Consider the following 17,035-nt stretch of genomic DNA (forward strand, 5'->3'; position numbering starts at 1 on the left):
TGTCTATTGCCTGTACTGGCCCTTTCGCGGGCAAGCCCGCTCCTACAAGTGAAAGGGCCGGTACAACGGTCAGGCCAGCTTCACCGCCGCCACCGACTTGCGCGACACCAGGCTCACCACTACAAAGCTCACCAGCCCTACTGCCAGGCTGTAGTAGATCGGCGTATTGGCCTCCAGCCCGTCCAGGAACATGAACAGCAGGGCGGTGGCAAAGCCCAGCGACATGCTGGCAATCGCGCCTGCGGTGGTCGCACGCTTCCAGAAGATCGCTCCGATCAGCGGGATCAGCATGCCGCCGACCAGCAGGTTATAAGCCAGGGTCAGGGCGTTGATCACATCATTCACCACCAGCGCGATGCCCAGCACCACCAGGCCGGTGAGCAGGGTGAACAGGCGGCTGGTACCCAGGCTCGACTGCTTGCCGCCACGCAGCTTGGGCAGCAGGTCTTCGGTCACGGTGGTCGAGGCAGCCAGCAGGCCGGCACTGGCGGTGGACATCATCGCCGCCAGGGCCGCGGCCATCAGCAGGCCACGGATGCCATCGGGCAGGGTGGTCTTGATCATCTCGGCAAAGGCGTTGTTCGGGTTGGCCAGGTCGGGCATCAGCACGTGCGCAGCCATGCCGATCGCAGCACAGGCCAGGCCATACAGCACGCAGTACACACCAGCGGTGGTACCGGCACGCTGACAGACCTTTTCGTCACGGGCGGTGAACACCCGTTGCCAGATGTCCTGGCCGATGAGGATGCCGAAGAAGTAGATCAGGAAGTAAGTGATGATGGTGTCCCAGCCAATGGTAGTCAGCTGGAAGCTGGCCGCTGGCAATTTGGCCACCAGGGTGTCCCAGCCACCGGCCTTGTACAGGCACACTGGCAGCAGGATGAACATCAGGCCGACGGTCTTGATCACGAACTGGACGATATCGGTCAGGGTCAGCGACCACATGCCACCGATGGTCGAGTACAGCACTACCACGCCGCCGCCGAGCATCAGAGAAGCCCAGAACGGCAGGTCCAGCAGCACCTGCAGGACGGTGGCCATGGCCAGGGTCGAGGTGACCCCGATCATCAGCGCGTAAGCCAGCATGATGACGGCGCTCGCCTGGCGTGCGGTGGGGTTGTAGCGTTGCTCCAGCACCTGGGTCACGGTGAAGATGCGCAGGCGCAGCAGCGGTTTGGCGAGGAACAGGTTGATGGCGATGATGCCCATACCCAGGGCGGCGCACAGCCAGAAGCCGGAAATGCCGTGGACGTAGCCCAGGCGCACGGTGCCGACGGTGGAAGCGCCACCGAGTACGGTGGTGGCCATGGTGCCCATGTACAGCACCGGGCCGAGGTTGCGCCCGGCTACCAGGTAGTCTTCATGGGTTTTCGCGCGGCGCATGCCATACCAGCCTAGCCCGAGCATGCCGGCGGTGTAGATCATTACAACAATGATGTCCAAGGCCATTGGGGGTCTCCCGATTATCTTTATTATGGCGAGATCGACCGCGCGGGCGTTTGCACGGCGCCCGGCGGTCTTTTCTTGTGTTGGCGGGCCTCAGTGGCCCTCCCTCATGGCTCCTGCCGGGGTAGAGCGGTATTAGCGACGCACCACGCCAGGTAGCACGCAGAGCATCTCGAACAGCAGATTGGCACCGAGCAGCGAGGTGTTGCCGGTGGTGTCGTAAGGCGGGGAGACTTCGACAAGGTCACAGCCGATCAGGTCCAGGCCGTGGCAGCCGCGAATGATCTCCATCGCCTGGATGGTGGTCAAGCCGCCGATTTCCGGGGTTCCGGTACCGGGCGCCCAGGCCGGGTCGATGCCATCGATGTCGAAAGACAGGTAAACCGGGCCACCGCCGACTTTTTCCCGCACTTCGGCCATCAGGGGCTCCAGCGACTTGTGCCAGCACTCTTCGGCCTGGACCACGCGGAAGCCCTGGCGACGGCTCCAGTTGAAGTCATCGGCGGTGTAGCCCTGGGCGCGCAGGCCGATCTGCACCACGCGCTCACAGTCCAGCAGGCCTTCTTCCACGGCGCGGCGGAAGGTGGTGCCGTGGGCGATTTTCTCGCCGAACATGTGGTCGTTGACGTCGGCGTGGGCATCGATGTGCACCAGACCGATCTTGCCGTGTTTTTTGTGCAGCGCACGCAGGATCGGCAGGGTGATGGTGTGATCGCCCCCCAGGGTCATGGGAATGACGTTGTGCTCGACGATCTCGTCATACGCTTCTTCAATGATGCGCACGGCGTCCAGCAGATTGAAGGTGTTGATTGCCACATCGCCGATATCGGCGACCGACAGCGAGTCGAACGGGGCGGCACCGGTAGCCATGTTGTACGGGCGGATCATCACCGATTCGGCGCGGATCTGCCGTGGGCCGAAGCGGGTGCCGGAGCGTAGCGAGGTACCGATATCCAGTGGCACGCCGATGAAGGCAGCATCCAGGCCTGCGGCGCTTTGCAGGTGGGGGAGGCGGAGCATGGTGGCGATGCCGCCGAAACGCGGCATTTCGTTGCCGCCCAGTGGTTGGTGGAGAGTCTTGTCCACGGTGGGCCTCATCAGTCGGTCGATTGTTGTGTTTGTTCGAACCTGTGCCGCCGCGCGCCATTCATGTGTGGTTTGCCGGCGGGCAGGGACATTTCGGCCAAGTCTGCTCAAGGTAGTGCCCGGGAAGAATCGCTACCGACAAATACTTAGTTCAGGATTTTCTGAACTAAAGGCGTGTGGAGCAGTTAGACTGCGCGCACATACCCTTGTGGAACCGTTGCACCATGGCCTCGACCTTGCCCGACCTGAAACTGCTGCGCATCTTCATCAGCGTGGTGCGCCACCAGGGCTTTGCCAACGCCCAGCGCGAGCTGAACCTGTCGACCTCGGCCATCAGTACCTACATGAGCCAGCTGGAGGGTGCTTTGGGTATCGTGCTGTGCCACCGTGGTCGGGGCGGCTTCAGCCTTACCAGCAAGGGCGAGCTGTTCCATCAGGAAACCCTGCGCCTGCTGGCCGAGCTGGACGGTTTCGAGCAGTATGCCGCCGCCCTCAAGGGTGAATTGCGTGGCACCCTCAACCTTGGGGTGATCGACTCCACTGTCGGTGACCGCGCCTTGCCGCTTGCCGAAGCCATCGGTGCCTACAGCCAGGAGCACCCAGCGGTGCACCTGCACCTGTCGGTGTCCAGCCCCTACGAGCTGCAACTGGGTGTGCAGGACAACCGCCTGGACCTGGCCATCGGCGCGTTTTCTTCGCGGATGAGCGGCTTGCTCTACCAGCCGTTGTACCGCGAACAGCACTGGCTGTACTGCAGCAGCCGCCACCCGTTGTATGCCGAGCGGCGCATCCCCGAGCAGGTGGTGACCCAGCAGCGCATGGTCGGGCGTGGTTACTGGAGCCAGGCCGAACTGGCCCGGCATGGCTTCAAGCACAGTGCCGCGACGGTTGAAAGCATGGAGGCGCAGCTGATCCTGATCCTTTCCGGGGCCTACATCGGCTACCTGCCCGAGCACTACGCCCAGGCCTGGGTCGACAAGGGTGATTTGCGCGTGCTGTCGCCGTCGACCTTTGGTTACCAGGCCCCGTTCTCGCTGATCATTCGTCGCGGTCGCAGCCGTGAACCGTTGATCCAGACCTTCCGTGACCTGCTGAAAAGCCAGCTCAACGTGGGCTGAGATGCGACGCATTCATGCATTCCGTCGGGAGGGGGTTAAATTCCGGTAAACGCTGGCCGCTAACCTGATAGCGCTCTGCTACATATCAACTTGCGCTGATGATTTCCCCTCATTTCATCCTGCAAGGATCGCCCAAGATGCGCATGAATTTGCCCGTCACTGAGCACGAAAGAACCTTCCCCGGCGATCAACGCCTTATTTCCACGACTGACCTCGACAGCCGAATCACCTACTGCAACGACGCCTTTGTAGCGATCAGCGGCTTTACCTACGACGAGCTGGTCGGCCAACCGCACAACCTGGTGCGCCACCCGGACATGCCGCCGGCAGTGTTTGGCCACATGTGGGAAACCATCAAACAGGGCAAACCCTGGATGGGCATAGTCAAGAACCGGGCGAAGAACGGCGATTACTACTGGGTAAGCGCCTACGTCACGGCGATATACGAACAGGGCCGGATCAGTGGCTACGAGTCGGTGCGCTCGGTGCCCACGCGCGAGCAGATCCGCCGCGCCGAGGCACTGTATGCGCGCTTGCGCGATGGCCGCGGCCCAGTGCCTTGGGCTGCCCGCCTGGGGCACGGCCTGGGCCATGGCTGGCCGCTGATCGGCGCCGGCCTGCTGTCGGCGGCGGGTTACCTTTGGCTGCCACCCTATGCCGCGCTCGCGGTGCTGATGGCAAGTCTGCTGCTGGCGTGGTACTGGGTCGAGCACCGGCAGAACCAGGCCATTCGCCGCACGTTGGCTGAGCATCCCAAGGCCTTTACCAGTCCGTTGGTGGCGCTGACCTACAGCGACAACCCGGGCCTGCAGGGCCAGCTCGACCTAGCCATCATCAGCGAGGAAGCCCGCCTGCAAACGGCCCTGACCCGGCTGGTGGATGCCGGGGTCGGGGTAAAGTCGCGGGCGGCGCAATCTTCCGACCTGTCCGATGCCCAGGCGCAGATGCTCGACCGGCAGCGCAGCGAGACCGACCAGTCCGCCACAGCTATCGCGCAGATGGCGGCAACCATCCAGCAGGTCACCCACAACGTGCAAAGCACGGCACATGCGGCAGGTGATGCCGACCAGCTGGCGCAGCAGGGCAGCGAGCTGGCCCTGAAGAGCCTGCAAGCCATGGGCAGCATGAGCGATGCGGTCAATGACATTGGTCAGGCGGTCAACGCCTTGGCCGAGCAGACCCAGTCGATTGGCAGCGTGGTCGACGTGATCACTTCGATTGCCGAGCAGACCAACCTGCTGGCGCTTAACGCTGCCATTGAAGCGGCGCGCGCCGGTGAGCAAGGGCGTGGGTTCGCCGTAGTGGCTGATGAGGTGCGGTCGTTGGCGCAGCGTACCCGCGCTTCGACCGAAGAGATTCACCATATCATCGCTTCCTTGAGGGCCGGGGCGGAGCGAGCGGTCAGCACTGCTAGCCGGGGTGAGCAGATTTCCCGGGACAGTGTGCACAGTGTCGAGGCGGTGCAGGCGGCGCTGAGCGGGATTGCCCAGGCGGTCAGCCGCATCACCGGCATGAGCCAGCAGATGGCCACGGCATCGGAGCAGCAGACCCATGTGGCAGAAGACATCAACCAGCAGATCGTGAGGATTGCCCAACTGTGCGACCAGAGTGCCGGGCAAGCCAGGCAAGGCGCGGAAATCAGCCAGGACCTCGAGCGCATGGCGGAGTACCTGCACAGCCTGGCTGAAAGGTTCAACCGCTGAAATTACGGGGCCCGCAAAGCGGGCCCCGGTTATGTGGCAAACTGTCCCCGCCAAGGAGACCGCCATGCCCAGACCCCGCTGCGAGCGCTGCCAGCGCCCGCTCGACCATTGCCTATGCCCATTGATTCCCGCGCTCGATAGCCGTACCCGTGTGGTCCTGCTGCAGCACCCCAGTGAAACTGCCCACGCCCTGAACACGGCGCGTCTGGCTGCCCTTGGCCTGAACAATGCCGAGCTGCGGATTGGGGAGGTATTCGATGACCTGCATGACCTGCTCGCCACCCCCGGATACCACCCGGTGCTGCTGTTCCCGGGCGATGACGCGCAGGAGCTGACAGCGTATGGCGAGGCGGGTGACAAACCTTTGTTGCTGATCGTACCCGACGGCACCTGGCGCAAGGCGCGCAAGCTGCTGTACCTGAACCCGTTGCTGGGGGGGCTGCCACGGGTGACGCTGGGGCAGGTGGCGGCTTCGCGCTATCGGTTGCGCAAAGCGCCGGAGGCGGGTGCAGTGTCGACGATCGAGGCGGTGGTCGGGGCGTTGAACACGTTGGAGCAACCGGCCTGCTTTGACGCACTGCTGGCGCCGTTCGAGGCGTTGATCGAGGGGCAGATCAGGGCCATGGGGGTAGAGACGTTTCAGCGTAATCATGGCCGCGAGTGAGGGTTGGGGCTGCTTTGCAGCCCATTCGCAGCACAAAGCGGCCCCGCTATCTCAAACCCGCTCAACGCATCTCAGGCAGACGCGCCTCTGTGCGTACTTCGGTAGTCGCCAGCGCCTCTGGCGGCAGCGAAATATGCTGTTTGCTCAGCAATTCACCCATGGTCGCCAGTACGCGGTAGCGTGAGAACTCTTCGGTATAACGCACCTCGGTGTAGCGGCGGTCGGCGTTGTACAGCTCGTTTTCACTGTCGAGTACGTCCAGCAGGGTGCGCTGGCCCAGGCCGAACTGGTCCTGGTAGGCCGCACGCACACGCTTGGTGGTCTCGGCGTATTCACGCGCAGTTGGCAGCTGCTTGCTGGCGTTGTTCATGGCGTTCCACGCCAGGCTCAGGTTCTCGGTCAACTCCCGCAGGGCGTTGTTGCGAATGTCCAGTGCCTGGTTGATCTTGTGCGCGTCGGACTGCAGGCGAGCCTTGTCGCTGCCGCCGCGGAACAGGTTGTAGTTCATCTCCACGCCAGCTTGCCAGTCGTTGTTGTTATGGCCTTTTTCGCCGCCGGTGTTGTTGTTGGCACCAGTTGCCAGAATGGCGTCGAAGCGTGGGTAGAAGGTCGACTTGCCCACTTCGTACTGCTTCTCGGCGGCGTTGACGTCAGCCTGGGCAGACTTGATATACGGGTTGTTCTGACGCATGCCATCGCGGGCTTCTTCGAGGGTGCCTGGCACCTCGCCCTTGATGGTCTGCGGGCTTTCCAGCTCGTCCGGGGCACGGCCGATCACACTGAAGAAGTTGGCCTCGGCATCGGCCAGGTCGACTTCGGCGGTGTCCAGGTTGTTTTCTGCCAGGGCGCGACGGGCGCGGGACTGGTCGAGGTCGGCGGTGCTGCCGACGCCGCGCTCGTTGCGCAGGCCAATCTGGTCGTTGACGCGCAGGTGAGCTTGCAGGTTGTTCTTGGCCAAGGTCACCAGTTCACGGCGTTTTAGCACTTCCAGGTAGACCTCGACTGCACGCAGGGCGACATCCTGGGCGACGGCCTGGGTGTAATAGGCGCGGGAGGTAGAGACCGCCTCGGTGCGGCCCACTTCATTCGCGGTGTTGAAGCCGTCGAAGATCATCTGCCGCAGGCGCAGCTCGGACTGGGTGTAGTTGAGGGTTTCCTTGTTGTGATTACCCGCTGCACGGGTAGTGGCGTTGTCCGAGCGCTGGCGGCCGTAACCGGCAACCAGGTCCACGGAAGGGTAGTAGCCACCACGCGCGAACTTCACGTCTTCATCGGCCGACAGCTTGCTGTTACGGTTGGAGCTGACTTGTGGGTGGTAGTCCACGGCGCTTTGGACAGCCTCGGTAATCGACATCGCCTGTACGTTGGCACTCGCCAGGGCCAACAGTAAAGCACTGGTGATGGGGTTCAAAACGCGCATGGTACATCTCCCTGATCCTGGAATTGATCCTGCTGCTCGCCAAAAAAATGACGATAAACTTATCGCATATAGTGTTGCAGGTTTTTAACAACACAGCTAAGTACATTCAACGCGATAGATAAGAAGATTTATTCATATCAAATTGACATATAAGACTTTTATTGTCTAATAATTTTGCTTTAAGGGGCAGGGAATGGCGGTGCTGAATGCTATGAAAGCCAATGAGCACAAGGGTTGTGCGCGGTTCCAGAACTAATTCAGATAAAGAGGGCGCCCATTAGGCGAAAGCGATATTTGGCGACAAAATATTGTCACTTTGGCCTGTGCAGCGTTTTCAGGCTGAGAATGTACAGGGTGACCAGTACGGCACTGGTCAGCATGAAGGTACGTGCCCAGAATAGCGGGACCAGGTAGCACGACAGGCCAATGCTGGCCCACATCAGGCCGATGGCGTAGACCTTGCCCTTGAGGGGGATGCCTTCACCACTGAGGTAGTCACGGATCCATGGCCCCAGCTTGGGATGATGGACCAGCCAGTGGTGAAAGCGCGGCGAGCTGCGGGCAAAGCAGGCCGCCGCCAAAAGCAGGAAGGGGGTGGTGGGCAATACCGGCAGGAATATCCCCAGCACCCCCAGCGCGACGCTGAGCCAGCCGGTAGCCAGCAGCAGGTAGCGCACAGGTTGCTCAGTGGTGGCGTGGCTTGAGCAGCGCCGGTTTTTCGTCAGGGGCGTGCAGCAGCAGGAATAGAGCGCTCAGTGCTTCGGGGATCTGCACGATCATGTCATCCTGCAGGTTGGCGTTGCTGGCGATGTCGGCGAACTCTGGTTGCTCGTCGAACAAGCCCGAACCCACCATGATCGGCAGCAGCATCTCGCTGACTTCTTCTTCGGCGTTTTCGAACCACGCCTCTTCCCGCAGGAACACGCCTTCCATGAAGCCGATGCACCAGCCGCGCAGGTCTGAATCGTCCGGCTCATCGGTCAGGTCGAGGTCGCATGGCAGGTCGAATTCTTCGTCGCTGGCCAACTGGCGGGCAATGTGCGCCTTGAGCGCTACCAGGGTGGCCTCGATCTCGGTGCGCTGGGCTTCGCTGGCGTAGTGCGGCTCTTCGGCGAACAGGGCGTCGATCCACTCGCGCTCGGGCACGTCCTCGGCGTTGATCGAAAGTGCGGTGAGGTAGCCGTGTGCGGCGACATAGTCCAGCGCTTCTTCGTGCAGCTCGTCGGCGTCGAGGAAGGCTTGCAGGCGGGTCAGTTGCTCGGCGAAGGACATTACAGGGCTACCTTGGGGAATAAACGATAACGAATTCTAGCACCTTGCAGCGGCAGCGGGGCAAAGGGAACGTCTATCGCCATGGTGCCTGTGCATCGCTGTGCTGCGGTATACTCCGCGATTTTTCATCCAGGGGCAGGTTTTGCCGGCTGCCTGGCAAAAACCGCTTACGCATTTGGCGTGTGCGGGGCGGGTTTTTCGTCCAGCCTTTATCCAGGATGGTACGGCGATTTGGAGTTGCACATGCTCGAACAGGCTCAGCGCGTTCTCAAGGACATCTTCGGCTACGACAGTTTCCGTGGGCGCCAGGCAGCGATCATCGAATGCGTGGCCAATGGCGGCGATGCCTTGGTGCTGATGCCCACCGGTGGCGGCAAATCGCTGTGTTTCCAGGTGCCGGGGCTGCTGCGCCCGGGCCTGACGGTGGTGGTATCGCCACTGATCGCGCTGATGGACGACCAGGTCGCCACCCTTGACGAGCTGGGTGTGTCTGCGGCCGCCCTGAACTCTACCCTGACGGCGGAGCAGCAGCGTGAACTGGCCGGACGCCTGCGCCGTGGTGAAGTCAAGATGCTGTATCTGGCACCGGAACGCTTGGTGCAGCCGCGCATGCTCGACTTCCTGCGCGATCTTGACATCTCGCTGTTCGCCATTGACGAGGCCCACTGCGTATCGCAATGGGGTCACGATTTCCGCCCAGAGTACCTGCAGCTGGGCCAGCTGGCCGAACTGTTCCCGCATGTTCCGCGCATTGCGCTTACCGCTACCGCCGACATGCGGACCCGCGAGGAGATTGTCCAGCGCCTGCACCTGCAAGGCGCCGAGCGCTTCCTGTCGAGTTTCGACCGGCCCAACATCTTCTACCGCATCGTGCCCAAGGAGGCACCGCGCAAGCAACTGATGGCCTTTCTCGGCGAGCGCCGTGGCAACGCTGGCATCGTCTACTGCCTGTCGCGCAAGAAGGTCGACGAAACCGCCGCCTTCCTCTGTAGTCAGGGTTTCCCAGCGCTGCCTTACCACGCCGGCCTGGCCGCCGAGACGCGGGCGGCCAACCAGCATCGCTTCCTGAACGAGGAAGGGCTGATCATGGTTGCTACCATTGCTTTCGGCATGGGTATCGACAAGCCCAACGTGCGCTTCGTTGCCCACCTCGACCTGCCCAAATCGCTTGAGGCCTACTACCAGGAAACCGGCCGTGCCGGCCGTGACGGCCTGCCCTCCGATGCCTGGATGGCCTACGGGCTGCAGGACATGGTGATGCTCAAGCAGATGCTGCAGAACTCCGAAGGCGACGAGCGCCACAAACGTATAGAGCAGCACAAGCTGGATGCCATGCTGGCGCTGTGCGAAGAAACCCGCTGCCGCCGCCAGTCGCTGCTGGCCTACTTCGACGAGACCCTCGAACAACCGTGCGGGCATTGCGACAACTGTGTCGACAACATCCAGACCTGGGACGCTACCGAGCCGGCCCGCCAGGCGCTGTCGGCGGTGTTCCGCACCGGCCAGCGTTATGGTGTTGGCCACCTGGTCGATGTGCTGTTAGGCAAGGACACCGAGAAGGTGCGCAATTTCGGCCACGAGAAGTTGTCGGTATTTGGTGTTGGCAAAGGTCTGGCCGAGGTCGAGTGGCGCTCGCTGTTCCGGCAGCTGGTGGCGCGCGGGCTGGTCGATATCGACCTCGAAGGCTACGGCGGCCTGCGCCTGTCCGACAGCTGCCGGCCGCTGCTGCGCGGCGAGGTGACCTTGCAACTGCGCCGTGATCTCAAACCCCAGACCACAGCCAAAACCTCGTCGTCCGGTGGCGGCAGCCCGGCCAGCCAGCTGGTGCGTGCCGAAGAGCGCGATCTGTGGGAAGCGCTGCGTACCCTGCGTCGCAAGCTGGCCGAAGAACACAGTGTGCCACCCTACGTCATCTTCCCCGACTCGACACTGCTGGAGATGCTGCGCAGCCAGCCGGTCAGCCTCAGCGACATGGCCCAGGTCAGCGGTGTGGGGGCGCGCAAGCTGGAGCGCTACGGCCAGGCGTTCCTCGAAGTGCTGAACAACAGTGGTGGCACCGACGAGGCACCGAAAGTGGTGCTCGACCTGCGCCACGAACTGGTCAGCCTGGCCCGTGCCGGCATGACCCCGGCGCAGATCGCCGGGCAGCTCAACTGCAGCGAGAAGAACGTGTATAGCCTGCTGGCCGAGGCGCTGGGGCGCCAGGAGCTGAGTCTTGATCAGGCCATCGACCTGCCGGAAGACCTGATGCTGGAGGTACAGGACGCCTTTCTTGATGGTGAGGGTGAACTGCCACCGGTGTCGGCCATAGCCCCCCAGTTCGGGGCGCGGGTACCGGAGGGCGTACTCTATTGCGTGCGGGCAGCACTGGCGGCGGAATTCGAATTGTAAACACCGGCAGGATCGAAGGCGGAAGCGCCATCTGCTGACCTTTGTCATGCTTTTTGACGATTATCGAACGCGTAGACCAGGCCGAGCCTTGCCTCATGGGGCAGGGCATGGTTAGCTGCCTAATAATTAGATCTACTCAATGAGTTCCTTATGCCCCTGAACGACAACCAACACCGCTTTGGCATGCAACTGGCCCAGATGTCCCGAGGTTGGCGTGCCGAGCTGGACCGCCGCCTGGCCGGGCTCAACCTGTCCCAGGCGCGCTGGCTGGTGTTGCTGCACCTGGCCCGCTTCGAAGAAGCCCCGACCCAGCGTGAGCTGGCCCAGAGCGTAGGCGTCGAAGGCCCGACCCTGGCGCGTCTGCTTGACAGCCTGGAAGCGCAAGGACTGGTGCGGCGGCAGGCGGTACTGGAGGATCGGCGGGCGAAGAAGATTGTGCTGTGCCCGCCGGCCAAGCCGTTGATCGATCAGATCGAGACCATTGCCAACCAGCTGCGGGTAGAGCTGTTTACCGGCGTGGACGAGGCCGACTTGCAGACCTGTATGCGCGTGCATGCCAAGATCCTGGCCAACCTCGAAAAGTCCTGAGCTCACCCATCCATTCAGGTGCAGTGCAAACCCAAGCCTCAGAAGGTGTGCCCAAGGTTCAGGTACACCGCTTGTTCATGTGCAGTGTTGGCGCCATAGCTGAAATTCAGCGGCCCTAAAGGCGTCTCCAGCCCCAGGAAGATGCTCGCCGCATTGATGTACCCACTGTCGAACTCGTTGTCGTTGTTCCATGCCCGCCCACGCTCCAGCGAACCGCCAATGTATAACGGGAAGTCCAGCGGCACATAGGCCCGCGGCGTCAGCCGGCGGTAATAGACCATGCGCAACAGGCTTACGTTCTGCCCCGATACCGAGTCCTGGCGGAAGCCTGACAGCTGTCGCGCCCCGCCTATCACAAAGCTCGACGTCACCACTTCGGTATCGTCCAGCGTGCGCCCGTAGCCCCCACCCAGCACGAACGTGTTCGGCCCGATGCTGATGGCCTTGTCCAGGTTAAACAGCCACTGCCGGTAATCCTGGTCGGAGTCCAGCGACTTGTCGTATTTGCGCAAGGTCAGGCCGATGTCCTCGCCATGGTGCGGGAAATACACGTTATCGAGGGTGTCGAACGAGTACTTCAGTTCGTAGAAACCTTCGTTGAAACTGACTTTGGGCAAGTCCTGGTCGCCGATGCGCACTTCGGCTTCGCCCCAGGCTTTGCCCGCGCCCAGGCGCACTTCACCGCTGTTGCCGATCTGCCGGCCTACATTCAGGCCAAAGCCGTAGCGCTCCAGGCGATACTCGGCGACGGGGTCGTTGTCCAGGGTCGCTTCGATGTTCTGCGAGCCCAGGTCCAGGTACGGCGCGATGAAGTAGCGTGAGCCCACATCCAGGGGTTGGTAGAACTCACTGTACAGCTCTTGCTTATCGCCGATCTGGCCGCGGGAAAGCCATTCGGCGCCAAGGCTGTTGATGCCGTTGACCCGGTAGCTGGCGCCCAGGTTGAAAGCGCTGTCGCCACGCAGGTCATCGGACAGGTTCAGGCCCAGGCGCAGGTAGTCGGTGCCGCCGCGTCGTCCGCGGGCGTTGATCACCAGGGTGTTGTCGTTGCCCTTGTGCACCACGCGGTACTGCACCCTGTCGAAGTAGTCCAGGCCATACAGCGTACCCATGTCGGTCTGCAGGCGGTCCAGTTCCAGCGGTGCGTCGATCGGCTGGCGGATGTACGAGCGGATCACATCATCACTGACCTTGGAGTCGTTTTCGATCCGGATTGCGGTAATTACCGGCGTGCGCTGGCGCGGCGAGCGGGCCACGGCCAGGCTTGCGTCGCCCTCGAGCTGGCGCAGGGCGGCCAGGCGTGGGTCAAGCAGGCGAGTGGCGCGGTAACCGGCGTCGATCATGTCGCGGGCACGGCCGAAATCTGTCACGCCGAAGGCAGTCAGCGATGGCTGGATGAGAATGTCGTCGCGGTGCAGGCTGGCCAGTTGTTCTTCGGAGTTGCGGCGGGTCATCAAAGTGATCGACTGATTCAGCACGTCGACCACCGTCAGTAATTGTTTGCGATCGCGCAGCGGGGTGCCGATGTCGACCACGATGGCCAGGTCCACGCCCATTTCGCGGGCCACATCCACCGGAATGTTGTCGACCATACCGCCGTCCACCAGCAGGCGGCCGTCCAGTTCGACCGGGGCGAACACGGCGGGGATCGACATGCTGGCGCGGATTACCTGAGGCAGGTGACCACGGCGGAATACGACTTTTTCACCACTGGCGATGTCGGTGGCCACGGCGCGGAAGGGAATGGGCAGCTTGTCGAAGTCGCGGGTGTCGGCGGTATGCGCCAGTTTGCTTTCCAGCAGCAGTGACAGGTTCTGGCCCTGGATCACACCCAGCGGCAGGCCCAGGCTGCCGTCGTCGCGAAAGCTGAGCTTCTGCTTGACCAGAAAGTCGCGGTCATCCTGCTTGCGCCGGAACGGCACATCCTCGCGCGGCGGTGCATCGGAGAGCGCCTGTTGCCAGTCAAGGGTGGTAGCGAGTTTTTCCAGCTCTTCGACACTGTAGCCCGAGGCGTACAGGCCGCCGACCACCGCGCCCATGCTGGTGCCGGCGATGGCGTCGATGCGCACACCCTGTTCCTCCAGCGCCTTGAGTACGCCGATGTGGGCCAGGCCACGGGCTGCACCGCCAGATAACACCAGGCCGACCTTGGGCCTGGCGGGTTCCGCAGCGATTGCCGTAAGCGAGGTAAGGGCGAGCAGAAAACAGAACAGCAAACGGCGCATCGTGAGTCTCAAACCGTGGGCGAAAGACCGCTAGTATAAGCGGCCCCTCACCTGGAGATGTTTCACCATGGCTGACAACAAGCCGGAAATCGTAATCACCTATTGCACCCAGTGCCAGTGGCTGTTGCGCGCTGCCTGGCTGGCCCAGGAACTGCTCAGCACCTTTGCCGACGACCTTGGCCGGGTAGCGCTGGAGCCGGGTACGGGGGGTATCTTCCGCATCACCTGCAATGGTGTGCAGATCTGGGAGCGCAAGGCCGACGGTGGTTTCCCCGAAGCGAAGGTGCTGAAGCAGCGGGTGCGCGACCTGGTCGACCCGCAGCGTGACCTTGGTCACAACGACCGCTGATCAGGCGCCCTCGGTGAGTGGTCGCTGCCTGGGCGGTTGCTCGGCCGCCAGACGGCTGGACAGCACGATGGCGAAGATGATCAGCGCGCCGCCCAGCAGCATGCGCACGGTGGGGGTTTCGGCGAACACTGCCCAGGCCACGGCAATGCCGTAGACCGGCTCCATGCCGAACACGACGGCGGCGGTGCGCGCCTTGATCACCGCCAGGCTGGCAACGAACAGGCTGTGCGCCACTCCCGTGCAGAAGATGCCGAGCAGGGCGATCCACAGCCAGTCCAGGGTCGCAACGCTGGCCAGGCCGGGGGCGGCGAACGGCAGCAGGCACAGGCCCACCACCAGGTTCTGCCACAGGGCTGCCTGTACCGCAGGCAACCGGCCGGAGCCAGCCCGGTTGGTCAGTGACAGCAGCGAGAACAGCAGGCCCGAGAGCAGCGCCCAAAGCAGGCCGCCGGTGGCTTCGCTGGCCAGGTCGAATGCCGGCGTGACCAGTATCAGGCCGATGCTGACCAGCACGACCAATACGGCTTCGTTACGGCGGATACGCTCGCGGAACAGCAGGCTTTCGAGGATCACCGTAAAGGCCGGGAAGCTGGCGAAGCCGAGGGTGGCGATGGCTACGCCGCCCACTTTGACGGCGATGAAGAAGCTGACCCAGTGGCCGGCCAGCAGCACGCCGCCGAGCAGCAGGCGGCGCGCGTCCTGGCTGCTCAGGCGTTGCCAGCCCGGGCCTGCCAGGCTGACGAACAGGGCCAGGGCGAGTACGGCGAAGGCAGCCCGACCGAAGACGATGATCGCCGGGCTGGCGCTGGCGGCCAGTTTGCCGAAAACGCCGGTAAGGCCGAAGAACAGCGCGCCAATGTGCAGGGCGCCGAGGGCGGTGCGGTGGTTCATGGTGGTCCTTGATGAAAATCTCTACAGGCAGTGCCGGCCCTTTCGCGGGTAAACCCGCTCAGGTTGTGCACAACCTTCAGGGCCGCGCAAATCCTGTAGGAGCGGGTTTACCCGCGAAAGGGCCGGTAAAGGCAAAGTGTAAAGCCTCAGGCAAACACATTCTGTCGCAAGACTGTTGTCAGTTATCGCCAGACTCTCGCCGCAAAGCCAAAGGTGTACACCCGAACGCCCGCAGCATCGCCGCTGAAAAGGCACTTTGCGAGCTATACCCGACCTGCGCCGCTATCTCGCCCATCGGCAGCACGGTCTGCACGATTAGCCGCCGCGCCTTGAGCAAACGCCGCTGGCGAATGTAGTCCATCGGAGTCATCCCGCACTCAGTGGTAAAGCGCGCATGCAGCCGGGCACTGGACAGCCCGGCGATGCGCGCCAGGTCGGCAACCTGCAGCGGGTAGGCAGCATGCTGTTCGATATGCACATCGAAGGACGCATAGGGCAGGCGCTGGCTGGCGTGCACGCTGGCTGCCGCCGTGACGTTGAGGCTGGCCAGCAGCAGTGCCGCGCCTTGCCTGGCGATCAATGGGTCGTGTACAGGGCTGCTCGCCAGCCAGTCCACCAGTTGCTGCTGGCGTTCATCCAGGCCCAGGGCGATGGGGCGGTCGAGCAGGCGGCGGCTGGCATCGGCATGCTCACCCAAGTGCTCGTGCAGCCAAGGCTCCCCAGGCACATCAAGCACCAGGCAATCACTGCCGGCATCGCTGGCGCACGTGTGATGAGCACCCGCCGGGACCACCACCAGCCCCTGCCGATCGATCCCGGCACCATGCCCCTGGACCTCGAACTCCAGGCGGCCGCGCAGGCCGAACACCAATTGCGGGTGTTCGTGGCTGTGGGCGATCAGGCTGTCGCGGTAATGGCGCAGCGAGAGGATCGGGCCGGCGGTCATGGGGGCTTCCTCGCAGGGCGGGCGCCCATTGTGCCTCAATCCCTGCACGCCATCACTCGTCACTGTTTTGCCATGGCGCTGTCATGTACGCCTGCCAGTCTCCAGCAAACTGCGCCGGAGCCTGCCCATGACCCATGCCGAACTGTCCCGCCCCTCGCGCAAGCAACGCGTGCGTACCCTGTGGATCTCCGACGTGCACCTGGGTACCCGCGACTGCCAGGCCGAACACCTGTCGCAATTCCTCAAGGGCTACCAGGCTGACCGCGTCTACCTGGTGGGCGATATCATCGATGGCTGGAAACTGCGCGGCGGGATCTACTGGCCGCAAGCTCACACCAACGTGATCCGCCGGCTACTGACCATGAGCAAGCGCGGCACCGAGGTGATCTACGTCACCGGCAATCATGATGAATTCCTGCGCCGCTACTCAAAGCTGATTCTGGGCAACATTCAGCTGGTAGACGAGGCCGAGCACCTGACAGCCGATGGCCGCCTTCTGCTGGTGGTCCATGGCGATCAGTTCGATGTGATTACCCGTTACCACCGCTGGCTGGCGTTTCTGGGTGACCGCGCCTACGAATTCACCTTGGTGCTCAACCGCTGGCTCAACCACTGGCGTGCGCGGTATGGCTATGGTTACTGGTCGCTGTCTGCGTACCTCAAGCACAAGGTGAAAGGGGCGGTGAACTTCATCAGTGACTTCGAGAATGCCATTGCCCACGAGTGCACCCGTCGTGGTTTTCATGGGGTAGTGTGCGGGCATATTCATCATGCCGAGATCCGCAAGGTGGGTGAAGTGGACTACCTCAATTGCGGGGACTGGGTGGAGTCGTGCACGGCCCTGATCGAGCATTGGGATGGCAGCGTCGAACTGTATCGGCTGGCCGAAGCGCAGGCCGTGGCGGCGTTGCGCGAGCCGGCTTAAGGGCCTCAGAT

General features: G+C 62.8%; 15 protein-coding genes. 7 read left to right on the forward strand and 8 right to left on the reverse strand.

What is annotated here, in order from left to right:
- Nucleotides 1-69: 69 nt before the first annotated feature.
- Nucleotides 70-1,449, reverse strand: a complete 1,380-nt coding sequence (locus tag QCL51_RS06505; RefSeq protein WP_021783422.1) for a sodium:solute symporter — start codon at nt 1,447-1,449, stop codon at nt 70-72.
- A 132-nt stretch (nt 1,450-1,581) separates the two neighbouring features.
- Nucleotides 1,582-2,532, reverse strand: coding sequence for an agmatinase (gene speB / locus QCL51_RS06510; RefSeq protein ID WP_028697758.1), 951 nt, complete (start codon nt 2,530-2,532; stop codon nt 1,582-1,584).
- A 224-nt stretch (nt 2,533-2,756) separates the two neighbouring features.
- On the opposite strand from speB, the gene QCL51_RS06515 reads away from it, so the two are divergent.
- From QCL51_RS06515 to QCL51_RS06525, 3 genes are all read left to right on the forward strand, one after another.
- Nucleotides 2,757-3,650 carry a LysR family transcriptional regulator gene (locus tag QCL51_RS06515; protein WP_003254585.1) on the forward strand — a complete coding sequence of 298 codons (894 nt, stop codon included), beginning with the start codon at nt 2,757-2,759 and terminating at the stop codon, nt 3,648-3,650.
- Nucleotides 3,651-3,787: 137 nt separating this feature from the next.
- On the forward strand, nt 3,788-5,353 hold the full coding sequence (locus QCL51_RS06520) for a PAS domain-containing methyl-accepting chemotaxis protein (RefSeq protein ID WP_021783424.1): 1,566 nt from the start codon (nt 3,788-3,790) through the stop codon (nt 5,351-5,353).
- Between the two features lie 64 nt (nt 5,354-5,417).
- Nucleotides 5,418-6,017, forward strand: a complete 600-nt coding sequence (locus QCL51_RS06525; RefSeq protein ID WP_021783425.1) for a DTW domain-containing protein — start codon at nt 5,418-5,420, stop codon at nt 6,015-6,017.
- 61 nt (nt 6,018-6,078) lie between these two features.
- Here QCL51_RS06525 and QCL51_RS06530 read toward each other — a convergent pair whose 3' ends face one another.
- From QCL51_RS06530 to QCL51_RS06540, 3 genes are all read right to left on the reverse strand, one after another.
- Nucleotides 6,079-7,437, reverse strand: a complete 1,359-nt coding sequence (locus tag QCL51_RS06530; RefSeq protein WP_021783426.1) for a TolC family outer membrane protein — start codon at nt 7,435-7,437, stop codon at nt 6,079-6,081.
- Between the two features lie 311 nt (nt 7,438-7,748).
- A complete protein-coding gene (locus QCL51_RS06535; RefSeq protein WP_021783427.1) occupies nt 7,749-8,114 on the reverse strand; it encodes a YbaN family protein in 366 nt (121 codons plus the stop codon).
- Nucleotides 8,115-8,121: 7 nt separating this feature from the next.
- On the reverse strand, nt 8,122-8,709 hold the full coding sequence (locus QCL51_RS06540) for a YecA family protein (RefSeq protein WP_010955200.1): 588 nt from the start codon (nt 8,707-8,709) through the stop codon (nt 8,122-8,124).
- A 243-nt stretch (nt 8,710-8,952) separates the two neighbouring features.
- Here QCL51_RS06540 and recQ point away from each other — a divergent pair, with 243 nt between their 5' ends.
- On the forward strand, nt 8,953-11,100 hold the full coding sequence (gene recQ, locus QCL51_RS06545) for a DNA helicase RecQ (RefSeq protein ID WP_021783428.1): 2,148 nt from the start codon (nt 8,953-8,955) through the stop codon (nt 11,098-11,100).
- Nucleotides 11,101-11,250: 150 nt separating this feature from the next.
- The gene (locus QCL51_RS06550; protein WP_021783429.1) at nt 11,251-11,688 is read left to right on the forward strand and encodes a MarR family transcriptional regulator; all 438 of its coding nucleotides are present in this window, start codon (nt 11,251-11,253) and stop codon (nt 11,686-11,688) included.
- 38 nt (nt 11,689-11,726) lie between these two features.
- On the opposite strand, the gene QCL51_RS06555 is transcribed toward QCL51_RS06550, so the two are convergent.
- A complete protein-coding gene (locus QCL51_RS06555; protein WP_330509024.1) occupies nt 11,727-13,913 on the reverse strand; it encodes a patatin-like phospholipase family protein in 2,187 nt (728 codons plus the stop codon).
- Nucleotides 13,914-13,980: 67 nt separating this feature from the next.
- On the opposite strand from QCL51_RS06555, the gene QCL51_RS06560 reads away from it, so the two are divergent.
- Nucleotides 13,981-14,262, forward strand: coding sequence for a SelT/SelW/SelH family protein (locus tag QCL51_RS06560; RefSeq protein ID WP_021783431.1), 282 nt, complete (start codon nt 13,981-13,983; stop codon nt 14,260-14,262).
- Here the strand turns inward: QCL51_RS06560 and QCL51_RS06565 are convergent, their stop codons facing one another.
- Together QCL51_RS06565 and QCL51_RS06570 are read right to left on the reverse strand one after the other, a co-directional pair.
- A complete protein-coding gene (locus tag QCL51_RS06565) occupies nt 14,263-15,153 on the reverse strand; it encodes an EamA family transporter (protein ID WP_021783432.1) in 891 nt (296 codons plus the stop codon).
- A 178-nt stretch (nt 15,154-15,331) separates the two neighbouring features.
- The gene (locus QCL51_RS06570; RefSeq protein ID WP_021783433.1) at nt 15,332-16,099 is read right to left on the reverse strand and encodes an AraC family transcriptional regulator; all 768 of its coding nucleotides are present in this window, start codon (nt 16,097-16,099) and stop codon (nt 15,332-15,334) included.
- Between the two features lie 127 nt (nt 16,100-16,226).
- Here QCL51_RS06570 and QCL51_RS06575 point away from each other — a divergent pair, with 127 nt between their 5' ends.
- Nucleotides 16,227-17,024, forward strand: coding sequence for a UDP-2,3-diacylglucosamine diphosphatase (locus tag QCL51_RS06575; protein WP_275966575.1), 798 nt, complete (start codon nt 16,227-16,229; stop codon nt 17,022-17,024).
- Nucleotides 17,025-17,035 lie beyond the last annotated feature (11 nt).

Source organism: Pseudomonas sp. LTR0 (genome assembly GCF_036630035.1).
Taxonomy (GTDB): Bacteria; Pseudomonadota; Gammaproteobacteria; order Pseudomonadales; family Pseudomonadaceae; genus Aquipseudomonas; species Aquipseudomonas putida_Y.